The sequence below is a fragment of the Flavobacterium wongokense genome (genome assembly GCF_021608265.1).
Lineage (GTDB): Bacteria > Bacteroidota > Bacteroidia > Flavobacteriales > Flavobacteriaceae > Flavobacterium > Flavobacterium wongokense.
Map to the genome: position 1 here is coordinate 1 of NZ_JAKIHP010000003.1, position 22,844 is coordinate 22,844.

Genomic DNA, 22,844 nt, shown 5'->3' on the forward strand with positions numbered 1-22,844 from the left:
AATGTGGTAGAGTAACAGGCTGGTGCTCCAGCAAAATAAGCTCTCACATATATTATTTGATCATTTGGATAAATATTACAATATGGACTTGGAATTGGACTACCTCCCGTATCAGCATCTGTTTGAGTTTCGTGATAGGTAATCACAACTGTTGGGTCTGTAGTTACCTCAATATCTTTGGTTGTTAAGTCGAAAGCACAATAAAAACCATCATTATTCAAACTATCATCACAAACTACATAATCCGTCGGCGTGTTGATTATTGGAGCTACATTAACGGTAACAACTGCTGTACCTGTTTGTGCTTGAGAACAGGCCAATGAACTTCCTTCAGTAACACTTACTAAATCATAAGTATAGGTCCCTGCAGGTGATGTTGGTACGTTGATTACGTAGCTGTCACCAGTAATTGTTTGCACAGCTGGCTGTAGAGCTGTATTGATTGAATAGGTAAAAGTATATGGTGCTGTACCTCCAAAACCTGTAAGCACTATTTGTGGTGATGGTGAATTCAGACACGTAGCTGTAGTACCCGTTATCGTAGCAGTTGGTAAAGCATTCACCGTTACGGTTGCTGTGCCCGATTGTGCCTGTGAGCATCCAAGCGCTCCTGAATCCTGAACACTAATTAAAGTATAGGTAAATGTTCCTGCAGTAGCTGTAGAAACCGGAATGGTATAGGTATTTCCTGTACTTGCCGGGCTTGTAATGGTAGTGGTACCTCCGTCTGTACTATAGGTAAAGAAATAAGGCGCAGTACCGTTTGCTCCCGTAAAGGTAATATTTGGACTTGCTGCATTTCTACAAACAGTAGTCGTTCCAGAAATAGTAGCTGTAGGCAATGCTATAACAGTTACAGTTGCTGTACCAGCCTGAGCTTGTGAACATGCCGGTGAGCCCGAACTTTGAACACTAATTAAGGTATAGGTAAATGTTCCTACCGTAGCTGTAGAAACGGGTAAAGTATAAGTGTTTCCTGTACTTGCCGGTGTTGTAATCGTAGTTGTTCCTCCATCTGTACTATACGTAAAGAAATAAGGCGCTGTACCATTTGCTCCTGTGAAAATAATATTTGGACTTGCAGCGTCCTTACAAACCGATGTGGTTCCTGATATCGTAGCAGTTGGTAACGGATTAACAGTTACTGTAGCTGAACCTGATTGCGTTTGGGAGCAGACTGGTGAACCAGAGCCTTGAACACTAATTAAGGTATAAGTGAATGTTCCTGCAGTAGCTGTAGAAACCGGTATGGTATAGGTATTCCCTGTACTCGCTGGGCTGACAATGGTAGTGGTACCTCCGTCTGTGCTATAGGTAAAGAAATAAGGCGCTGTACCGTTTGCTCCTGTAAAGGTAATATTTGGACTAGGATCATTTCTACAAACTGTAGTTGTTCCTGAAACCGTAGCTGTTGGCAATGGATCAACCGTCACAGTCGCTGTACCTGCCTGATTTTGTGTACATGCCGGTGTTCCGGAACTTTGAACACTAATTAAGGTATAGGTAAATGTTCCTGCAGTAGCTGTAGAAACCGGAAGGTTATATACGTTCCCGGTACTTGCCGGTGTTGTAATCGTAGTTGTTCCTCCATCAGTACTATAAGTAAAGAAATAAGGCGCTGTACCATTTGCTCCTGTAAAGGTAATATTTGGACTAGGTGCATTTCTACATACTGTTGTAGTTCCGGAAATGGTCGCGGTAGGTAATGCAACGACCGTTACTGTGGCTGAACCTGACTGCACTTGGGAACATGCCGGAGTTCCTGAATCCTGAACACTTATCAATGTATAGGTAAACGTTCCCACTGTACCGGTTGCAACTGGTATGGTATAGGTATTTCCTGTACTTGCCGGGCTGACAATGGTTGTTGCACCTCCATCTGTACTGTACGTAAAGAAATAAGGCGCTGTACCATTTGCTCCTGTAAAGGTAATATTTGGACTTGCAGCATCTTTACAAACCGATGTTGTTCCCGATACGGTAGCAGTAGGCATCGGATTTACATGGAGATGGAATGTTGTGGTACCAAAAACTGTAGGATCTGCAATTTCGGTCATTCTGATTACTACCAATTGACCATCTGTACCCGGAACAGCAGTATATGGATTGATGACAGGTGTACCTGCATTGGCCTCAGCCTGTGTATTGTGAAAAGTTATGTTATAATCTGCGGCAACGTGCCCTACCAATGCGGCAGCTACCTGTGGTGTAAAATCAAAATTCTCAGTACCATCATTAGAGACATCACACAATGTCAAATCAGGTACGGTATGAGGTGTAACAGCACAATTATCTACAATCAAATCGAAAGGTTTTACAACATGGCAGTTGTAGCTAATTAGATAAATAGACGCATAAATATGATATGTTCCAAGAGCTGAACTTGGGCAATATGCTGTTGGATTTGGTATTGGATTACTTCCTGAATCGGCATCAGCCTGAGAAGTATGATATGAAATATCATAATCTGCAGGAGATAACGAACCTAAGATAACTGAATTATTAGCTGTTAAATCAAAAGCACAATTCGGAACACATAATGTAAGGTTGTTTGGCGAGCCTGTTGAATCAGGGTGCACATTTAAGGTTGTTGTTGCTGTGGCTCTTTGAGGGACTCCACATACATTATAAACAGTTTCCAATGTGTAAGTAGTGGTTGCAGTAGGACAAACAACTATATCCGGTCCGCTTCCAAGAAAGTTTCCGGCTGCAACAGGACCTTCGTACCAGTTTATGGTTTGAGATACATTCGGACCTGTTGGAGTAAACCTCCAAGCTTCAGAAACGTTATCAGTATTAGTCGGATTTCCAGGAGTTGGGTCTGTACTAAATGCAGCTGCATTTCTACCCGGCGCGGCAACAGCTTGTGAACCATCGGTATTGATTACACCTATCGTGCCTCTTCCACCATTCCAGCCAGTACATGCTACCCTTCTTTGTACATATACTTCAATTATATTGGATACTTCATACAATACGATTTGACTAGTCGACAAACCTATGGTGTTCCCACATGAAAATTGAGGACAGTTGGCAAAATTGGCAATGAACTTTCTACAAGGATAGGTACCAACTACATTATAATTAACACTTATCTGAACACCCGGAGGAGGCGTCACAGAAAAGTCGGTATCCTGATAAACTCCAAATATTGAATTTGTGATCGGGAAACCAGCACTAGGTATCGGTGTACTATAGGACCAAGGACAAAAATCGCCCGCAGCAAATAGAGCCGGATTCGGGAAATGGATTACCTGATTGGTTCCAACATTTAATTGCGTGTAATTTTGACCATAAAAACAAAAATTCATACCCGCAGGAAAACTAAATGGTGCTGACCAGTCGTCATCACCAATAGGACCTCCTGGAAGAATATTTGTCCATGATGGGTTTTCGAAAGCTGCCTGTGGACAGAAAGGAATCGAAGTTACCGAATAAGTGGTAGTCGAAGGAACGTCGGAGACGTTTGCATGCAGTGTCCTGCACTCCCCTGTTGTACACAAAGTCAAATCCAATGGTGCTGTTCCTGGTGCCGGAGTAGTCTCTACCGTAGCACATCCATTCGGAACAACATTAGCTGTTAATGTAAGTCCTACAGGAAGCAATCTTTCACATAAAGTAAAAAATCCTTTGATTTTAATAAACTGATAAATCTCTGTAGAACTCAGTGGCAAGGTAGTAAAAGTCCCTGTTCCTGCAGGTCCAATATTAACCGGAACTGTAAATGGAACCGGGTTGAGTGTACTTGCCAGCGTAACAGTTGAGTTTGGCGTTCCTGTGATTATAAAGGTCGCCGTATTTCCTGGACAGATGGTTTGAACCGCACTTGGACTGGTTACGTCCGGTAATGGATTTACCGTAATCGTAACAGAACCCGAAATCGCCGCACAACTTCCTACGGTAGATGTTACTGTATAAACTGTAGTTGCAGTTGGAGAAACTGTTGGGTTGGCAAGGTTAACATCGCCTGGAGCCAAACCGGCAGTAGCAGCTGGAGATGCAGACCAGGTATATCCTGAAGGACTTCCTGATGCATGCAGCGTAATCGAACTACCTGTACATATCGCTGAATTTAATGGGACCGAAATTTTTGGACCAATCACTACATTTGACAAAGTAGCAGTTTGAGCAGTCGGAAGTGTACTATCGGTAACTGTAATCGAATAAGTTCCCGGAGGTAAGTTTGGGAATATCCCAGTGGCATTCGTAACATTGATTGCTCCACCTGTGATGGTAAAGCTATAAGGTGCTAATCCCCCCAAGGCTGTTGCCGTTACGCTTCCGTCATTTGGTGTTGCACAGGCAGCGTTGGTAACATTATAGGTAAGCATCAAATCATCAGTCAGCATCATATCGTCAATCGCGAAATCATTCCCGTTTGCGGTTACATTATTATTCCAAAGTTCAATCTGAACCGTAGTTGCTGTAGCAGTAAATTGGTAAACTACATGCCTCCAGCTTTGTGATGGCGCAGGTGCTACAGTAGAACCAGAAATTAAAACAGGTGGAGACCCACCTGTAATCTGAATTCCGATATCTGCCGGAGAACCTAAGTTTGAAACGGACTTTATCCAGTAACCGAATCTGTAGATTGTTCCTATTGTTGCAGTAGTCACACCAGCTCCCGTTCCTCCTGCTCTCCAAAATCGCGGATTTCCTGCAGTGGTGTTACCGTCAATGATCAGCATTTTTCCGACACCTGTAGTATGGTCGCCTTCAAGAATGAAATCAGCGTTATTGATTGTAAATGGGTTATTGGTCACAGCAAAATTCCCTGTAACCGTGGTGCCTGTAAAAGGGGCTGCAAGTTGGTTATAGCCCGCTCCATTGGTCACAAAACCTACACCAGAGCTCCCAGCTTCAAACCCAGGATTGATTAATAAGTTTTGCGAATTGGCATAGTAGTTAATAAATAGTAAACTTAAAACGAGTAAAATTTTACTTTTCATAGTAGGTTGATTTTTTTTGAGGCGTAATTTACATAAATTTAACAATATGGCAAACCCAAAAATTGAATATTTTAAATATTAACACTTTAAGATTATTTTTGATTTTATTCTATATCTTTGTGCTTTCATTTTTAAAACCCAAATTAACAGAGAATTTAATGACAAATAGTGACCAAATCAGTGACGAATTAGGAGAAAATCATATCGCAACAAGTGCTCAAAATCCTGTAAGAAATGATGCGTTTAATTTGACAGATGAACAAAAGATTGAGATGATAAAAAAAGACGTTGAAAACATTCTGAACACCCTTGGAATGGATTTGACCGATGATAGTTTAAAAGGAACGCCAAACCGTGTTGCAAAAATGTTTGTCAAAGAAGTTTTTGGAGGTTTGAATCCGAATAAAAAACCTAAAGCTTCCACCTTTGCCAACAATTATAAGTATGGCGAAATGCTGGTTGAAAAGAACATAACCCTCTACTCTACCTGCGAGCATCATCTGCTTCCTATTATTGGAAAAGCACACGTTGCCTACATCTCAAACGGGACTGTGGTAGGGCTTTCAAAAATGAACCGAATTGTGGATTATTATGCCAAAAGACCTCAGGTGCAGGAACGTCTGACGATGCAGATTGTCCAGGAACTGCAAAGGGTTTTAGGAACCGAAGATGTTGCCTGCGTTATCGATGCCAAACACCTTTGCGTAAATTCGCGTGGAATCCGTGACATTGAAAGCAGTACGGTGACTTCTGAATACGGAGGGAAATTCAACGACGAAACCACCAAACGTGAGTTTCTGGATTACATCAAATTAGACACAAAATTTTAATAGCTTAATCTAACTAGCCCCGATTGCAGCAAGCTACCATGTAGCGCGGAAAGCGGGAAAAAGCTCCTAAACATTTATGGCATTATACAAAGACCATCAGTTAAAGATATACAATTCCCTTTCGGGAGAAAAAGAAGTTTTCAAGCCTGTCCACGCAGGGAATGTTGGAATGTATGTATGTGGCCCAACGGTCTACAGCAACGTGCATCTTGGAAACGTCCGTACCTTCATGTCGTTTGATATGATTTTCAGGTATTTACTGCATTTGGAATACAAAGTGCGTTATGTGCGGAACATTACCGATGTAGGCCATATTGTGGATGATGTAGATGATGGTGAAGATAAGATTGCCAAAAAAGCAAGAGTGGAACAATTGGAGCCAATGGAAATTGTACAGCGTTATACTGTGGATTTCCACGATGTGCTGAATCAATTCAATTTTCTTCCACCGAGCATTGAACCAACAGCGACAGGCCATATTATTGAGCAGATTGAAATCGTAAGCCAGATTATTGAAAAAGGGTTTGCCTACGAGAAAAATGGCTCGGTTTATTTTGATGTCGTAAAATTCAATGAGAATAACCATTACGGGAAATTAAGCGGCAGGAACATTGACGAAATGCTTGCCAATACCCGCGATACTGACGGTCAAAGCGATAAAAAGAACCCACAGGATTTTGCCCTTTGGAAAAAAGCAGAACCTGAGCATATCATGCGCTGGCCTTCGCCATGGGGAGTTGGTTTCCCAGGCTGGCATTTGGAATGTACAGCGATGAGTACCAAATACCTTGGTGAAACCTTTGACATCCACGGTGGTGGGATGGACTTGAAATTCCCGCACCACGAATGTGAAATTGCACAGAACGAAGCCTGCACAGGCCACAGTCCGGTGAATTACTGGATGCACGCCAACATGCTGAACCTGAACGGTAAGAAAATGTCGAAATCTACCGGAAACAACCTACTTCCGGGCGAAATATATTCGGGTGGAAGTCCGTTTCTGAGTAAGGCTTTTTCTCCAAATGTGGCTCGTTTCTTCATGATGCAGGCACATTACCGAAGCATTCTTGACTTTACCGATGACGGAATCCTTGCTGCTGAAAAAGGCTTTAACCGATTGATGGATGGTTTGGATATTTTGAAGAATTTACAGGCATCGAGTGCTTCTACCCTTGATATTGCAAGTTGGAAGAAGAATTGCTACGATGCGATGAATGACGATTTCAATACTCCAATCCTGATTGCAAACCTGTTTGAAGGAATACGCTTTGTCAATTTGGTAAACGATGGCAAGGAAACGCTGAATGCTGAGGATTTAAAGACACTTTCGGATACCTTGAACACCTTTACCTTTGATGTTTTAGGAATAAAAGACGAGAAAGCTTCGGCTGATAATTCAGGCAAGTTGGATGGTGTCGTTGAAATGCTGATTGGCATGAGAAACGAAGCAAGAGCCAATAAAAACTTTGCCTTGTCGGATCAAATCCGTGACCAGCTGCTGGAACTTGGAATCCAATTAAAGGACGGAAAAGACGGTACTAAATTTAGTATTTGATAACCACCCATGTTAAAAAAAATCCTGATAGCGCCACTTTTAGTACTGATTTATTTTTACAAAATAGTACTATCACCGCTCCTACCCTCAAGCTGCCGGTTTCAGCCCACGTGTTCGAGCTATTTTATTGAGGCACTGAAAATTCACGGTATTTTTAGAGGGACTTATTTGGGCGTAAGCCGAATTTTAAGATGCCATCCATGGGGAAAAAACGGCTATGATCCGGTTCCGGAAAAAAAATGCAGGCATTAAAGTTTCCTTAATTTAATAGCCATTTTAGAACAAATCACTATTTTTACAATCTAACTCACCCAACTAATCATGATTTGGAATCCCTCAGAAGGAATTAATATAGGTTTTTTTACCATCCGTTTTTACAGCTTAATGTTTGTCATTGCTTTTGGGCTTGGCTGGTACATTATGAAGCATATTTTCAATAGGGAAAAACAACCCATTGAAAAACTGGATACCTTATTTATCTGGACGGTTATAGCCACTTTGCTAGGCGCCAGATTAGGCCACGTTTTTTTCTATGATTGGGAATATTACCGAAACCACGTATTGGAAATCCTGCTGCCTTTCCGATTCTCACCAAAATTTGAATTTACAGGTTTTCAGGGCTTGGCCAGCCACGGAGCTGCCGTTGCCATCATCATCGCAATGTATTTCTACAGTACCAAAGTAATCAAAAAACCGATGCTTTGGGTTTTGGACCGGGTTGTGATTCCGGTTGCCTGCGGTGCTGTCTTTGTTAGGATTGGAAATTTCTTCAACTCAGAAATCGTGGGTAAGATAACCGACTCTCCTTTCGGAATCCGATTTATCAGGGATTATTATTCGCCTAAGGAAGCGGTGAACCTTACCAAAATATCCAATGTGAACCAGGCTTATGATGCCTTGGTAACCGACCCAAAATATGCAGCGCTTTTAGAACGCGTTCCGGCAAAACATCCGGCACAATTGTATGAAGCCGGTTTGTACGTTTTTGTATTTTTAATCCTGTTTTTCCTGTATTGGAAAACCAAAACTGCCGAAAAACACGGATTGCTTTTTGGCTATTTCCTAATCCTGCTTTGGACGGTACGTTTTGTAGTGGAATTTGTAAAGGAAAGCCAGGGCGGAATTGAAGAAACCTTTGGTTTATTTTCAACCGGGCAATGGCTCAGCATTCCGTTTATTTTATTGGGAATCTATTACCTCTTCGTTGCCGAAAAACCTATAGAAGAAGACAAAATATAAAATAAAAAGTCCCGTTTAAAACGGGACTTTTTATTATTCTTCCTCTTCAGTTAAACCCGATTTGGCATAGTTGCGCCATTTTTCAATACAGTCTTTCATGTCCTGAGGCAGTTCGGTGTCAAAACGCATGTATTCTCCTGTTCTTGGATGGACAAACCCAAGGGTTTTGGCATGCAGTGCCTGTCTTGGCAATGTCTTGAAACAATTGTCTATAAACTGCTTGTATTTGGTAAACGTGGTTCCTTTCAGAATCAAATGGCCACCATAGCGTTCGTCATTGAATAAGGTGTGCCCAATGTATTTCATGTGGACACGTATTTGATGCGTCCTTCCGGTTTCCAAAATGCAGGAAACCAAAGTCACATAACCAAAACGCTCCAGTACTTTATAATGCGTAACCGCGTGTTTTCCGATTTCCTCATCTTGAAAAACGGCCATCTGCATGCGGTCTTTTACATGCCTTGCAATGTTTCCTTCAATCGTTCCTTCGTCTTCTTTGATGTTCCCCCAAACCAGCGCAACATATTCTCGTTCGGTGGTTTTGTCTTCAAACTGTTTGGCCAGATGTGTCATCGCCAATTCTGTTTTGGCAACAACCAAAAGCCCTGAGGTGTCTTTGTCAATACGGTGTACCAATCCGGGACGGTCACTTGAATTCTTAGGAAGGTTTTCAAAATGGAAAGCCAAAGCGTTTACCAATGTTCCTGTATAATTTCCGTGTCCGGGATGCACAACCAATCCGGGTGGTTTGTTTATAATCAATAAGGATTCGTCTTCGTAAACAATGTCAAGAGGAATGTCTTCGGGAAGGATTAGGTTTTCAAATGGCGGATGCGAAAGCATCACCCGAACCACATCAAAAGGTTTTACCCTGTAATTCGATTTCACCGGAATGTCATTTACCCAGATATTCCCCTCCTCTGCGGCTTTCTGGATTTTATTCCGTGTCGCATTGGCAATCAGCTGCATCAGGAATTTATCCACACGCAGCAACGATTGTCCTTTATCGGCAACAAATCGGTGGTGTTCAAATAATTCTTCCTCTTCTAATTCGGGAGTATTATCGGGATTATTGTCCATCTATAGGAGGCATTTGCGTAGTATCTACAGTGGTAGTATCAACGGTTTCTTCATAAGTAATTTTTCCGTCACCCAGAACCAAATCAATTTTGGATGACTTAAGGACTTTTTCACCCGGCTTTAATTTCTTGCCGTTCATCCTCATTTCGAGCACCATGTCTTTACCCAAATAAGGCTTGTAGGTAATTGTTCCTTCAGCAAGACCAACAGCTTCGAGGGTTGGCACAGCCTGGCGATAGGTTTTCTCAATCAAATCGGGAACAGCCACCATCGTATATTTATCAGCGTTGATTTTGATATAAATCTTTCTTCCTTCCTTTACTTTTGAACCTGCTTTTGGCTCCTGTTCTACGATGCTCAACTTTGGGAAATCGGGCCTGAAATCAACAGTATCCAAAATGATATAATCCAAATCGATGGAAGCCAATTTTTCTTCAGCCTGTTCAGCAGAAAGCTTACTCAAATCGGGAACGGTAATTTCCTGTCCGTGATTTGTGGTATAGGTTATCCAATGAAAAAATAAATACGCAATTGCGGCAACTATTGCCATAGCGGCAAGAATCTGAAAAAAGAAAACCCGGCTTGTTAAATACGCACGTAAGCTCATAGAAAAAAATTAATTTGCACAAAGATATAAAAAACATAAGGGTATTTAGTTCGAAAAAAATTGATAATTTTGTCTAAACTAAAACTAACCTAAATGAACGTAGCAGTAGTAATGGGTGGATATTCAGATGAGTCTGTAATATCATTACGAAGTGGTCAATTAATCCTAAATCATCTTGACAAAAACAAATACCAGGCATTTGAAGTCCATATCCTTAAAGACGGATGGCACTGCCTGATTGATTCCCAAAAATATCCTATCAACAAAGCTGATTTTACGTTTACCAAGGACAATCAAATCATAAAATTCGATGTTGCCGTAAACACCATCCACGGAACTCCGGGTGAAGACGGGCACATGCAGGCGTATTGGGAATTATTGGAGCTGCCTTACACGGGTTGCAGCTTTTACCAATCGAGCCTGACGTTCAACAAAAGGGACACCTTATCCGTTTTGTCAAAATTCAATATCCCCAAAGCGAAATCCATTTATTTATCCAAAGGCAACGCTATTGATGGAAAGGCAATTGAAGCCGAATTGGGCCTGCCCTTTTTTGTGAAACCAAACCAATCCGGGAGCAGCTTAGGTGTTTCGATGGTGAGTACTTTGGAGGATCTGCCAAAAGCTTTGGATTTTGCTTTCGCAGAAGACAATGACATTTTGATTGAATCCTATCTGAACGGAAGCGAGGTTTCTGTAGGTGTGCTGAATCTTAAAGGAGAAATCAAAGTATTGGGAATTACTGAAATCCTTTCGCAGAATGATTTCTTTGATTATGAGGCTAAATATTTGGGCAAATCAGAAGAGATTACGCCAGCCAGAATCTCTAAGGAATTGGAGGGCTTGGTCATTGAGACTGCCAAAAAAGTATATCAATCCTTAGGAATGACGGGGTTTTCGCGTGCCGATTTTATCATCATGAACGGCATTCCGCATTTTATCGAGATCAATACCAATCCGGGATTGTCGCCACAAAGCATTTTCCCGCAACAGGCAGCCTACGCAAATATTCCGTTCAGCGATTTGCTGGATAACGAAATTACACTAGCTTTACAAAGGAAACCTATTTGGAAGAAGTAACATTATGAAAAGAAAAGCCGTTTTCCCAGGTTCGTTTGACCCAATCACCCTTGGGCATTATGATATCATCAAAAGAGGCGTTTCCCTTTTTGATGAAGTAATTGTTGCGATTGGAATCAACGCCGATAAAAAATACATGTTTTCTTTGGAAGACCGCAAGAAATTCATCGAAGAAGCCTTTAAGGATGAACCGAAGGTTTCTGTCATTACCTATGAAGGCCTGACGATTGATTTGTGCCGAAAACTCGGAGCCGATTTTATCCTTCGTGGCTTGAGGAATCCTGCCGATTTTGAATTTGAAAAGGCCATTGCGCATACCAACCGAAGGTTATCCAAAATTGAAACCGTCTTTCTTTTAACGGCTTCCAAAACCTCTTATATTTCTTCGAGCATTGTCCGTGATGTGATTCGCAATAATGGGGATTATACGGTGTTAGTTCCAGAGAGTGTTGTAGTAACGAAGTAAGTTCAGGTTATTGCGCAAACCTTTATTAGTGACAGTTTTTCTTTATTGTATTGCCTTAATAAATTGCTGCATTTCCTTCATGGTACCAATGGTAATTCGTGTCCATTTACCATTTTCCTCATAAATCCTAGTCCCTTCAATGTTATTGTTTTCCAATAGCTTAAAATAGTCCTTGCTGTAATTCGCCAATGAAAAGTAGATAAAATTGGTATTGGAAGCAATGCATTCGCAGTTCAGTTTTTTGAGTTCAGCAATGGTGTACTCTCTTGCCGTTTTGTTTAGAGCGTAGCAGTCGGCAATAAACTTTTCATCTTTCAAAGAGGCAATGGCTGCAAGTTTTGAAAGCACGCTCACACTATTATTGGTATTGGACTGCATCCCTGCAAGGTTCTCAATCATTTTATTATTCGCAACCGCATATCCTATGCGTGCCCCTGCCAAACCATAGATTTTAGAAAATGTTTTGGTAATAATCAGATTAGGATGTGTATCAATAAGATTGCAAAGCGATTGTTGGGTTGTAAATTCCAAATAAGCTTCATCAATGAACACCAGGGTTGTCAAAGGGATATTGGCAATAAAATTAACCAGTTCGGTCCGTTCACATAATGTTCCTGTCGGATTGTTTGGGTTACAGATGTACACCAATTTGGTGTCGTTGTTTACAGCTTCCCGCATTGCCTGCAGATTGATTTTCTTATCAGCAGTAAGCGGTATTTGATTTTTCCTTAAACCCAGGTTGTCCAATGTTACGGTCCAATAAGCATAACTTGGATCGGGAATTACATAATCCCCTTTTTCCAATGATGCAAATTTTGCAACCAAATCCAGGATTTCCGTTGAGCCGGCTCCCAATAAAATGTTTTCCTCCCTGACATTATTTTTCAACGCAATCGCAGCAATTATTTGTGCTTCAATATCCCAGTTATATCGGTTGCTGATAGCCACATTATCGGCAAATGCCTTTCTTGCCAATGGCGATGGGCCATACGGATTTTCGTTTGACCTTAATTGAATCAGGCTTTCACTTTTTTCTTCAATGACGCTTTCTGTTGATGGAATTGCAAAACCTTCCAACGGGATAATCCCTAAACCTACAATTCCTAAACCTGTTTGTTTTAACCAATCTCTTCTATTACTCATAAATATTTAATTTAAAATGTAGGCATACTGTTTTAAGATCAGATAGTATGGCGGTTTTTTTAAAAATTGTTACAGTTTTAACTTCCTTTTACAATGAAACGGCTTATTGCTTTAAACTGATGTCAGCGGTTGATGCTTGATTTTTAATAACGATTATCCTGGTCTGATTATTGTCAATTATCACGCTGTCGTACTTCCAACCCGTTGCCTGCCTTTCCAGCCACATTTTCATAATTCCGGTTTCTTTAGCTCCATTTACCGGTAAGATTATCTTTAGCGTGTTTTTATTGTTGGAATAGAAAGCTTTACCATCATAAATTTCCTGATTGGTGATGGGTTTCAAATGCCCAAACTTTTGGACGACAACCGGATTTTTATTTGCGCTGTCTAAAGCAGCCTCATAAAAGGAAGGATCCGCGTTGGCCAGCGCATAAAAATCTAAGTTTCCGTTTAAAAACATTCTTGAGGAAAATACTAAAACCCCAATAATGAATGCTGATATCAGCAACCAAAGGAGGTTCCTTTTCCACCAGGGTTTTTCAATTAGAAGTTCGTTCATTTATCTTTTTGTTTTAGTAATTCGGTGTAGGCACTTACCACTAAATTTGTGCAGCTTTATGTAGTGAAAGCATTTTATTCGTAATATTCTATTTTTCTTTCGGCTGTTAATGTAGGTTCTCCCTCTTTTTTACCTTCTAAATACATATTGCATTTAACCCAATTTTGGTGGCTGTCATATTCATAATCATAATACCTTTTTAGGGGAGCAATGTTTTGCCCAGGAAAATCCGGAATAAACTCTTTTTCAATGATATCGCCATTTTCATTAAAGGTTTTTACATACCTCTTTGTAGGATTGGAAATTTCCCCAGGGCCGGTAATATAATATCTAACTTTTTGAACATATCCCTTCATGGGATCGTATTCATAATCTTCAGAAGAGATAATCCCATTGTTTCCCCAAAAAACCGCCTGTATGACTCTTCCTTTGTTGTCGTATTTATATTTTAACTGCAAATCAGGAGAGAAACCACTTTCTGTGCCCAATGCAGCGTAAGACCCGCCATCTTGTTGATGTCCGGGAATAATCTTTTGGCTAATCAGTTGATTTTTATCGTTATACAGGAATTTTAACCTCCAAACCAGATCTTTTTCCGAAACGTTTTTTATCCTGACAGTATCCATGTTTTCATTGTAGGGCCAATATTCGTATGACTCTGTAATTCGATTATTTTCATCGGTTTTGTACACGTAATTGAATTGTGAAATTCCCAAATGTTCAACTCCATCGATGGTTTGTCCGAACTGGTATGAGTATCTGTACAAATCATAATTTACAAATAGTTCGGGATTTTGGAATATCGTAGCATTACTTAAAATTGGTTTGTACTTATTCTTTTGAACTACATCCTTAGTATCAAATTGCTGTATTTCCAGCTTTGTGGAGTCGATTGCTGTAAATTCAAATGAAGGGATATCGCCGTATTGCATTTTCAACAGTCCGTTTTGATAAAATTCCAGGCAGTTATTATTCCTCACATCATTTTTTAGCATTACCTGTTCTTTGGCATAATTACTCAGTGATGCTTTGATGCTGACATAACGGGTTTTGACCGACTTTACCTGGCCTTTAAAATTGAAATCATGGTAACCTCTGGAATTGCTGGAAAGTACTTGAATATCATTTAAATTCTCCTGCGCATGAGCAACACAGGAAAACACACCAATGGTTAGGAAGAACGTAATTTTAAATTGGGATGCTATAGTCATACTTAATTTTTGTAGAATTCTGTAAGCGTTGTTAGATGGTATTTCTATTTTCGGGTTTTATGATCTTATTAAAAATAAACTGAAGCAGTAAACAAACCGGAACCATTATGATCAGGTTTCCGGCAAATACCGCGAATTCCGGATTTAAGCATTTTACAGGCCTCGTGTGAATTGTACGGTCAATCCAAAATAGCAATAAAGGATATAAAAATATTAAAAATGCCGTAATCAAATAAGTCAGCCATTGCCCTACCAAATTCCATCTTTTATAGGAATAGGCTAAAAGCAACGGAACCGCTATATAAGGGAAAAGAATCAATATTATTATGAGCATGATTATAATTTTTCAAGGTTGCTTCGGAATATCAAATTTCATTCCCTCTTTTTTGACATTAAAATTTTTAGGTCCGAATATAAATAGGTCCCTCCAATCATAATTCCTGCAATGCAGGCCGGAATTGATTTACTTGTTACCGGATTCAGTATCCCAAAAATACCCAGGACCATGATAAACAGGCAAAAAGGATAGGCAATAAGCCGAACCAGGATTTTTTTTAAAGTCCATTCGCCGGTTTGTTTTTCAGACGGGTTTGGTGTTCTTGAATTATCCTTATTCATTTTTTAAGGGAATTTGTTTTCCAAAAAAGTGGCTTGTTAGCGACTGTTAACTGGGCGTAGCCAAAGACAGAACAGCTATTACTCCAAACGGCTGTTAGCTGGAGTGAGGATTAACAGCTACTATTCAAAATATAGTAAAAACCCTTTAGGAATTTAGGTCCTAAAGGGTTTCCTTCAACTGTAATGAAGGCCTAGTAATATTCAAACGCAAAGGAGTGCAACACCGTTCCACCCAAGCTTTGATTTGCCGTTAGAGGATAATTATCGGAATTATAGGTGTATTGATAATCTCCCTGATGATTTAAAAAATTGTGTGAAATACCGCCAATAATGGAATCTACCCAAGTCATTGCACCCTGCTTTCCGAGGACATGGGTAAGAATTATTTTGTCATATCCCGTTACGTTTTTAAAGATACTGTTTTTGGTGTCATAAGTATAGTTGTCTGTATAGGAATCAAATTCCTTTACGACCTGCAAACGAACGATTTCACCATTCTCCATAGTAATGGTTCCGGTTTTTAGTGATTCTGTTGGCTCGCCCGGAACATTGGCATTTTGTGCGAATGAAACGGTGTTATTACTATTATAGGTATAAGTTGTTACTCGCTCACCTTCAAAATCCTGGGAAGTCGTTTTGAATTGAACCAATTGGTTATTGGCGTTGTATGCGAATTGGTCTGTAGAAAGAAGCTCTCTGTCCTCACTAGGTGTACCGGCATCGTATACTGCAAACTTTTCAATTTTTGTAATCACATCCCCTGTGTATGAATAGACATCGGCATAATCATCATCCCCATCTTTAAAGATTTCGACTAGTTTATTTCCGTTATAGGTATAGTTTGTAACGGTTTGACCAAAAAGGACATCGCCTTCAGTCATTTTTTTCAATAAAAGGGGTTGCGATTCGGAAGAACCTCCATCATCGCTTGATGAGCAGGAAGAAAGTAACACTACAGAAAAACTGAGTAACAATAAGATTTTTTTCATTTGATAAAGATTTAAATTTTTACAATAATTTGTTAAAAATATTAAAGTAAATGATATAAAAAATGTTTTTTTACTATTTAGAAAAAAAATCTTTCTTAAAACTAATGGTTTAAAGCAAACAGCAGCAACAGAGCAAGACCCGGGAATGCGAAGCAGACGAACAGGGCGGCACGAGCCGAAGGCGAACTGGCGAAGCAAGCCAAAGATAAAACAGCTATTGTGTTAAACGGCTGTTAGGGGTAGTGCAAATGATTAGATTAATTATAATATCTCGAAATCACTCCCAATAAAGTATCTCGAATAATTTCGGCACTGTCGCCAAAATGAGCTTCCCGGTGATGATTTGGACAAATTCCTGCAACGTTATATATTGTGTCCGGCCCTCCTTGACTTAACGGTACAATGTGATGTGTTTCAAGAAATAGTTCACCCGATGATGTTTTAAATCCTTTAGCTCCACAAAATTCGCATTTCCCACTTGCTCGCTTTAAAACAGTTTTTCTAACTTCTGGATTTCTAAAAAAAACTTCTCCGATTACACTATGTTTTTCTGAGGGGGATGTCACATTAGAATCGATGTCAAATTGATCTATTAATTTAATCCCTCTAGAAAGTACGAATTCTCCTGAAATATTATCGTAAGATGTCACAGTCCACGGCATCGAATCAAGAAGTCTAAGATTTACCTTAGATGCTTTCTCAGTTTTTAGATCTCCTTCTCTGCGATAACCGTCGTTTATAATAACTCTCACAGTGTGATTATTTTGATAAGCACTTTGCACATGTCTATCAAATTTATTTGCTCGGCTTTTCCATATACCTTTTGTTGAACTGCTTTTACTTGTTAATCGCAAATTACTTCGAAGTAGGATTTCGTCTAATTCCTGACTAATTGAATCATACCATATATTTAGAACCGTTACACTACTATTGGAAAAAGCCCATTCGTAGCAATACTTAGGGTTTGTTCTTGCTCTTCTTATACCGCCCTGAAAATTTGCCCAATCGCTTACGTCGATTCCAGCTTCTTTAACTAAATCCATCACAAAGAGCTTATTTCGTGGCTTGAGATCTTCTATTGAATTCATTTGTTTTTATATACGTGGATTTTTAGTGCATTACCCCTAACGTTCCGCGGCTTTGCGCAGTGGCGGCAAGTTAATAATAAATGTAATAAGAAATTTTGATGTTCAGAGTATTTTCCAAGACCCGAGGCGGAACGCCGAACGGGGCGCAGCCAAAGACAAAAAAAGCTATTACGCCAAACGGCTGTTAGCGGCTGCCCTATTTTACTCTGAAAATTGAGTAAAACGTATTCCGTCAAACATGCTCAATCCCACATTTCTGGTTCCGAACCAAAGTTTTCCGGAAGCATCTTCTACTATAGTGAAAACTCCGTTGTGGACAAGGCCTTCGTTTGTAGTGTAATTTGTGAATGATTTTCCATCGTAGCGCCAGGCACCTCCACCTACATAAATGCCCCCGATTGCTTTTTCGGTAGCGAACCAAATATTCCCATTTTTATCTTCCAGCATAGAATAAACCCAATCAATACCTTCCTTTTCAGCAAAATTAATTAAGGTTATGCCATCATATTTGTACGCACCATCAGCAGTACCAAACCATATATTGCCATTCCGATCTTCCAGCATTGACATAACCCTTACATAACCAAATGGTTTAAGTGTAACATTTGGTTTAATCTGCGTTATAAATTTGCCATCGAAACGCGAGATACCTTCACTAACATAGGACCCAAACCATATATTCCCATTTTTATCTTCTAAGATGGATTCAATCGATTTAAGGGTAAGTCGGTCATTGTTTACAATTTGTTTTTTATCCAGAAAGCGTTCAAAAGATTTACCGTCGTAACAGTATACACCATCATCGGTGCCCAACCAAATAATTCCATTTCTATCCTGCATAATGCTCAGAACCCCATTCTTAGTTTTGGAAATAAAAACGCTTGTAAACTTTTTGCCGTCAAAAAGTGTAAGGTCGTTATCTGTTCCAAACCAGATGTTTCCATTTTTATCCTCTAAGATTGAGGAAATATTATTGTTACTCAAACCATCGCTTACTGTAAATTGATGGAACAGCTTTCCGTCATAACGATAAATTCCTTCTCCTGTTGTGCCAAACCATAGATTTCCTTTTTTATCGAGTAATCCGCGATGAACATTTGCTTTTGGAGTAGAGCCTTGTGTTTTTACAAGTTTGGGATTTTCGTTAATTGCCTGCGAATTACAGGTAAGAAAAATTAGCAGTCCGACAACTAGGATTAACGTTTTCATTTGGATGATAGTTCTCATTTATTTTTTAGGTTTCCATCTATCCAAACGTTTCATTCCTCTCGTAAATAACCAAGAAAAAAATCTTGAATGTCCGCCTTCCATCATTTTATGTTTACAATATTCTTGAAATTCTAAGACGTTATTGCCTTTATAAATAAATTCGCCATTTTCGTAGCAATAGGAACAATACTTTTTGCTAATGCTTTTGTCTGCATTTGTTCCACCTCCTTTTTCGTCTCTTTTTAGTGGCATTCCACAAGACTGACAGCTTTTAAATTCTTTGTCCATTTTGAATGTCTTTAGTTTTGACAAGTGTTCGTGTGTAGGGTTGCCCCTAACGTTCCGCCGATTGGCGTAGTAGCAGTAAATTTAGGAAAAATATTCTGCGTGAAGAAGGATTTCGGGACACGAGCGAAGCGAGTGGCGCAACAAACCGTTAGGTTTCCGGCGGAGCATTTAGGAGATATTGCGCCAAACGGCTGTTGGGTGCTGTTTTATTCACTTTTCTTACCATATTTTCTAAAAGCCGCAATAAATTGGAAAATAATATAAGCATTTACAAGTTTGGCGATACTATCTATCAATATTACTTTATTGGGAATCTCATATTCATTCTTATTAGCAATAACTTTAGGTAAAAATTCACTCTTTCTGATTGGATTTATAAATTCAAGAATGTAAGTAGCGTTCTCCCAAAAATAATTTTTCTCTTGTCCTGAAAAGTCTACGTAAAAGCCTAATTGCAAACAATAGAGGGTGAAGAATAATGAACTGCTTATAACCAAAGCTACAAACGCTCTAATCCAACTTTGCCCATGATAATTAGTTAGTCTATTGAGAATTAAAGTAATTTTTTCCGAGCCAAGTTTTAATGTACTCATATAGGTGTTTAATTCCTCTGCTTGATATGTTCCTGCAGTTACCATATCACCCATACTTTGATATACTTTTTTGATTTGGCTTAATGCTAATCTTTTCTGAGATTTTAAATTTTGGGCATTTTGGCTTTTAATATTTTTTGGGCCTGGAAGAAGTGCGCCTGCTAATGAAATGTCTGTAATTTTTGAACTGTCGAAAAATAAGTTTTGTTGAGAAAAATTACAATCAATAAAAGTTGTTTTACCTAAATCAGAATTTTCAAAATATAAATCTTTTGTTATCTCTATTTTAGAAATAGTAATGTTACCAAGATTTGTGAAATTTATAAATTTAAATGAATGTAGACTTATCTGGCTGAAATGATAAAAATTATCTTTATTAGAATATCGAGAGACAATTAAATCTTTTATTCTCGGTATCGAATTTTTAAATCGTGAAATATATTGGCCGGATTCAGTATCATAAGAATTATCGTCATTTGGTTTACAATGAATTTTTATAGGAGTAACACTTTTTATTTCTAAACGATCTATTTTGCCTCCAGCAATCCAAATTCCTGTAGCAAAATTGCCTCCTTCAATTTCGAATCTTTTTATTTCAAGTTCATCTGTTGCTAAAGCTTCTCCATTTTCTATTTCGTCTTTTCCATCTAATGTTCCCAACCAATGATTGAATGTACCGCCGATTAATATGAGATTTTCAATTTGTCCCCCTCTAATACTTACAAATCCGTTATAAGTTCCTCGCCTAAAAAATATTCTTTTAAAATTCCCTCCTCTGAAGATAATATTTCGGTATATGCCACCATCAAAAAATATATCTTTTGCGTAGGCTTCGCCTGGTTCAAACACTATATCCTCATGCATTTCAAAACTACCTCTAACAATTATTTTATTTTCCTCATTTAGAATAGAAATATCTGGGGCAGTCGGATGATGACCATATATATCTAATTTGGTCTTTCTACCAGATATTATTTCCTTGAAATGACTATTTGTAATTTTTTGACTCATTAAGTGGATGTTACTTGAAATAGCTGCTAACGTTCCGCCGCTTGACGTAGTAGCGGTAAATTTAAGAAAAATATTCTGCGTGAAGAAGGATTTGTGGAAACCGTTAGGTTTACGGCGGAGCATGTAGGAGCTATTACGCCAAACGGCTGTTAGGCAAAGTTTAAAGTTCTTGAGCCATTTTATTTATTAAATCAATACAAACTCCAAATAAATCTTGAGCGCTGTCTAAATCATAAGTAATCTGAGGATGTTGAGTTGGATTGCGATAAGAAATTCTAACCACATCTAAAGCGCTTAAAATAGTGTCATCAGGTTTAGGCTTTTTTTTATTCCGCAATTCATTTGTCATTGGGCCCCACATGGGTTTTGCTAATCGTTTAGTTTTTTTATATTTAAAATAATATTCTTTCAAAATATCTTCGGTGGCTCTAAGTATATGAAATGCACAGGCTGTACCTTCTCCGAAAGACAAACAGCGACAAGCAGCAGCAAAATCGTATTTTGCAATATCTGAAAGTTTTCCAAAAAGGTTTTCTTTTAACAATTTTTCAGGTTGATTAAGCAGATACCCACTATTGTATCTTCGTTCAGGAATTATATATAGATTTTTAGTTCTTGATTCAGAAAATATAATTTTTTCTAAAATTGAGAGTTGTTGTTTAAGCTGCGAGCATAATTCATCACTCATTGTAGCCTTCTCATCTAACTTTCTAATTTTCTCCATCGTTTCAGTCAACAAATTAATATTCTGCAATCCTGAAAGTGAAACGTTTAAATTAGCAGCCTCAAGTTGTGCTTCTAATGCGCCATATTGAGCTAAAACAACTTTAACTGTATTATGCTTTTCAAGATTCATCAAAAATCTTGTAATCAAACCTATCTGAATGAAGTCGTAGCTAAGAAATGTTTTCATGTGTAGTGCTTTAAATTTTGCCTAACTTATTTAAACACGAAATCGCGCATCATAAGTTTTAAGCTAATATACTACAAATTGCCTTCTGCCCTTTTCCGCTATCCAATAATTATCAACAAGTTATGTGTTTCACTTTGATTTTAAATTTCAAAGTGAAACAAAAAACGTTGCAGAATGATTTTAAATTTCAAAGTGAAACAAAAAACGTTGCAGAATGATTTTTAAAATCAAAGTGAAACACTCTGGCAGCATTTTTGTTTAGCGAAAATAAAAGAACCACCATGAAAGCAGAAAAAAACATCCGGTCGCTGTTTGGGTTTACCCAACTTGAAATGGCAATGTTGTTAAAGATTCCCCGTGGCCAATGGTCGATGTTCGAAGCGGCGAAACGCAGGCTGCCTTTACCTGCATGGCCGTTATTAACGCAGCTATTGAACGCCTCCCAAAACAAACAGCTCGAAAAATTCCCTGCGGCAGCATCACAGGAAACCATCCTGGAAACGAAGCTGCATCGCCTGCTGCGGGAAAATGAATACCAAATGGAGGAGTTAAGGCGTAAGCTGGAAGCAATGGAGCAAAAATATGCGTTAAGCATAAAGGCACTGCAGACCACGGAGCATTTAAAATCCGTACCCGGGTTCAACGAAGATCCGGTCTTATTGAAAATGATTGAACATAGGGCTTTAAAAAGCCTCAAACAAACCGGGTTGCCGGAACTCACAAAGCTTAGGATAAAACAGCAACTGCTTCAATACGAAGAAAAACTCCTCAAGGCCGAGTTGGAAAAATTATCCCAAAAATAAAAAGGCTCCTACTTTAGGAGCCTTTCTTCTTCAAACAATAATTTGATATTTTCAAAAGAGTTCTTCAATGCCTCTTTGATTTCTTCGGGTTTGAGCCACACCGCTTTTTCGATGCCTTCGTTTTCCTGCGGTTTTGGGATGCCAACAAAATCGGTCTGCATTTCAAACCAATGCGTCACTTTCAGTTTGTACTTTCCGTTGCGTTTAAAAACGTGATAGGTTTTCTGGAGTTTGCGGTTGATGGAAAGTCTTCCAACACCAGTTTCCTCCTCTACTTCACGCATCGCAGTTTCTTCGATTTCCTCGCCTTTTTCGATGCCGCCTTTGGGCAAATCCCATTTTCCATTCCTGAAAATAAACAGGACTTCGCCTTTTTGATTGTAAACCAATCCACCTCCGGCTTTGCAAACCGGGATTTTCTCCTTCATCTTTTTCAGTATCGCTTTCTCGTCAGGATAGTACAAAGAAGCTTTCTGGATTTTGTTCTGGAACATTTTGATGATGAGTTGCTCAATATCAATGCTTTCCAGCAAAAACAATTGAAAATCGGTCTCCTTGGCGATTTCGTTTGTTAAAAAAAGAGGTTTGTCGTTGACAAAAACTTTATACATTT

At 39.1% G+C, this 22,844-nt stretch carries 22 protein-coding genes; 7 read left to right on the forward strand and 15 right to left on the reverse strand.

The features are described from left to right. The coding region (locus tag L1S31_RS09180; protein ID WP_502539610.1) for a SprB repeat-containing protein at positions 1-4,949 on the reverse strand (4,949 nt) is incomplete at its 3' end. Between the two features lie 158 nt (positions 4,950-5,107). Between L1S31_RS09180 and folE the strand changes: the two genes are divergently transcribed. The 4 genes from folE (at position 5,108) to lgt (ending at position 8,573) form a co-directional block, all read left to right on the forward strand. Continuing rightward, positions 5,108-5,779 (forward strand): GTP cyclohydrolase I FolE, encoded by a 672-nt coding sequence (gene folE / locus L1S31_RS09185; RefSeq protein ID WP_236464442.1) that lies wholly within the window; start codon positions 5,108-5,110, stop codon positions 5,777-5,779. A 76-nt stretch (positions 5,780-5,855) separates the two neighbouring features. Beyond that, the gene (cysS, locus tag L1S31_RS09190) at positions 5,856-7,334 is read left to right on the forward strand and encodes a cysteine--tRNA ligase (RefSeq protein WP_236464443.1); all 1,479 of its coding nucleotides are present in this window, start codon (positions 5,856-5,858) and stop codon (positions 7,332-7,334) included. A 9-nt stretch (positions 7,335-7,343) separates the two neighbouring features. After that, the gene (gene yidD, locus L1S31_RS09195; protein ID WP_236464444.1) at positions 7,344-7,586 is read left to right on the forward strand and encodes a membrane protein insertion efficiency factor YidD; all 243 of its coding nucleotides are present in this window, start codon (positions 7,344-7,346) and stop codon (positions 7,584-7,586) included. A 69-nt stretch (positions 7,587-7,655) separates the two neighbouring features. Further along, positions 7,656-8,573 carry a prolipoprotein diacylglyceryl transferase gene (lgt, locus tag L1S31_RS09200; protein ID WP_236464445.1) on the forward strand — a complete coding sequence of 306 codons (918 nt, stop codon included), beginning with the start codon at positions 7,656-7,658 and terminating at the stop codon, positions 8,571-8,573. A gap of 33 nt (positions 8,574-8,606) precedes the next feature. On the opposite strand, the gene L1S31_RS09205 is transcribed toward lgt, so the two are convergent. Continuing rightward, positions 8,607-9,653, reverse strand: coding sequence for an RluA family pseudouridine synthase (locus tag L1S31_RS09205; RefSeq protein ID WP_236464446.1), 1,047 nt, complete (start codon positions 9,651-9,653; stop codon positions 8,607-8,609). Then, positions 9,643-10,260: a PASTA domain-containing protein gene (locus L1S31_RS09210; protein WP_236464447.1), complete on the reverse strand. Its 618-nt coding sequence runs from the start codon at positions 10,258-10,260 to the stop codon at positions 9,643-9,645. Before L1S31_RS09210 ends, L1S31_RS09205 begins: the two co-directional genes overlap by 11 nt. A 93-nt stretch (positions 10,261-10,353) precedes the next feature. Between L1S31_RS09210 and L1S31_RS09215 the strand changes: the two genes are divergently transcribed. Continuing rightward, entirely contained in the window at positions 10,354-11,340 is a 987-nt protein-coding gene (locus tag L1S31_RS09215) for a D-alanine--D-alanine ligase (protein ID WP_236464448.1), read from the forward strand. A 4-nt stretch (positions 11,341-11,344) separates the two neighbouring features. Beyond that, entirely contained in the window at positions 11,345-11,806 is a 462-nt protein-coding gene (gene coaD / locus L1S31_RS09220) for a pantetheine-phosphate adenylyltransferase (protein WP_236464449.1), read from the forward strand. A 42-nt stretch (positions 11,807-11,848) separates the two neighbouring features. On the opposite strand, the gene L1S31_RS09225 is transcribed toward coaD, so the two are convergent. The 11 genes from L1S31_RS09225 to L1S31_RS09275 form a co-directional block, all read right to left on the reverse strand. Continuing rightward, complete coding sequence (locus L1S31_RS09225; protein ID WP_236464450.1) at positions 11,849-12,949, reverse strand: pyridoxal phosphate-dependent aminotransferase; 1,101 nt, start codon at positions 12,947-12,949, stop codon at positions 11,849-11,851. A 103-nt stretch (positions 12,950-13,052) separates the two neighbouring features. After that, entirely contained in the window at positions 13,053-13,508 is a 456-nt protein-coding gene (locus L1S31_RS09230) for a cytochrome c oxidase assembly factor Coa1 family protein (protein WP_236464451.1), read from the reverse strand. Between the two features lie 74 nt (positions 13,509-13,582). Then, positions 13,583-14,719: a hypothetical protein gene (locus L1S31_RS09235; protein WP_236464452.1), complete on the reverse strand. Its 1,137-nt coding sequence runs from the start codon at positions 14,717-14,719 to the stop codon at positions 13,583-13,585. Positions 14,720-14,750: 31 nt separating this feature from the next. Continuing rightward, on the reverse strand, positions 14,751-15,053 hold the full coding sequence (locus L1S31_RS09240; RefSeq protein ID WP_236464453.1) for a hypothetical protein: 303 nt from the start codon (positions 15,051-15,053) through the stop codon (positions 14,751-14,753). Positions 15,054-15,091: 38 nt separating this feature from the next. Beyond that, positions 15,092-15,337: a hypothetical protein gene (locus L1S31_RS09245; RefSeq protein WP_236464454.1), complete on the reverse strand. Its 246-nt coding sequence runs from the start codon at positions 15,335-15,337 to the stop codon at positions 15,092-15,094. A gap of 191 nt (positions 15,338-15,528) precedes the next feature. After that, positions 15,529-16,326 carry a hypothetical protein gene (locus tag L1S31_RS09250; RefSeq protein WP_236464455.1) on the reverse strand — a complete coding sequence of 266 codons (798 nt, stop codon included), beginning with the start codon at positions 16,324-16,326 and terminating at the stop codon, positions 15,529-15,531. A gap of 257 nt (positions 16,327-16,583) precedes the next feature. After that, complete coding sequence (locus tag L1S31_RS09255) at positions 16,584-17,414, reverse strand: HNH endonuclease (protein WP_236464456.1); 831 nt, start codon at positions 17,412-17,414, stop codon at positions 16,584-16,586. A 201-nt stretch (positions 17,415-17,615) separates the two neighbouring features. Continuing rightward, entirely contained in the window at positions 17,616-18,641 is a 1,026-nt protein-coding gene (locus tag L1S31_RS09260; protein ID WP_236464457.1) for a ligand-binding sensor domain-containing protein, read from the reverse strand. Further along, entirely contained in the window at positions 18,642-18,911 is a 270-nt protein-coding gene (locus L1S31_RS09265; RefSeq protein WP_236464458.1) for a zinc ribbon domain-containing protein, read from the reverse strand. 206 nt (positions 18,912-19,117) lie between these two features. Further along, positions 19,118-20,638, reverse strand: coding sequence for a hypothetical protein (locus tag L1S31_RS09270; protein ID WP_236464459.1), 1,521 nt, complete (start codon positions 20,636-20,638; stop codon positions 19,118-19,120). Positions 20,639-20,675: 37 nt separating this feature from the next. After that, positions 20,676-21,428 carry a hypothetical protein gene (locus L1S31_RS09275; RefSeq protein WP_236464460.1) on the reverse strand — a complete coding sequence of 251 codons (753 nt, stop codon included), beginning with the start codon at positions 21,426-21,428 and terminating at the stop codon, positions 20,676-20,678. Positions 21,429-21,709: 281 nt separating this feature from the next. Here L1S31_RS09275 and L1S31_RS09280 point away from each other — a divergent pair, with 281 nt between their 5' ends. Then, positions 21,710-22,231 carry a hypothetical protein gene (locus L1S31_RS09280; protein ID WP_236464461.1) on the forward strand — a complete coding sequence of 174 codons (522 nt, stop codon included), beginning with the start codon at positions 21,710-21,712 and terminating at the stop codon, positions 22,229-22,231. A gap of 8 nt (positions 22,232-22,239) precedes the next feature. Here L1S31_RS09280 and L1S31_RS09285 read toward each other — a convergent pair whose 3' ends face one another. After that, complete coding sequence (locus tag L1S31_RS09285) at positions 22,240-22,842, reverse strand: NUDIX hydrolase (protein WP_236464462.1); 603 nt, start codon at positions 22,840-22,842, stop codon at positions 22,240-22,242. Between the last annotated feature and the right edge of the window lie 2 nt (positions 22,843-22,844).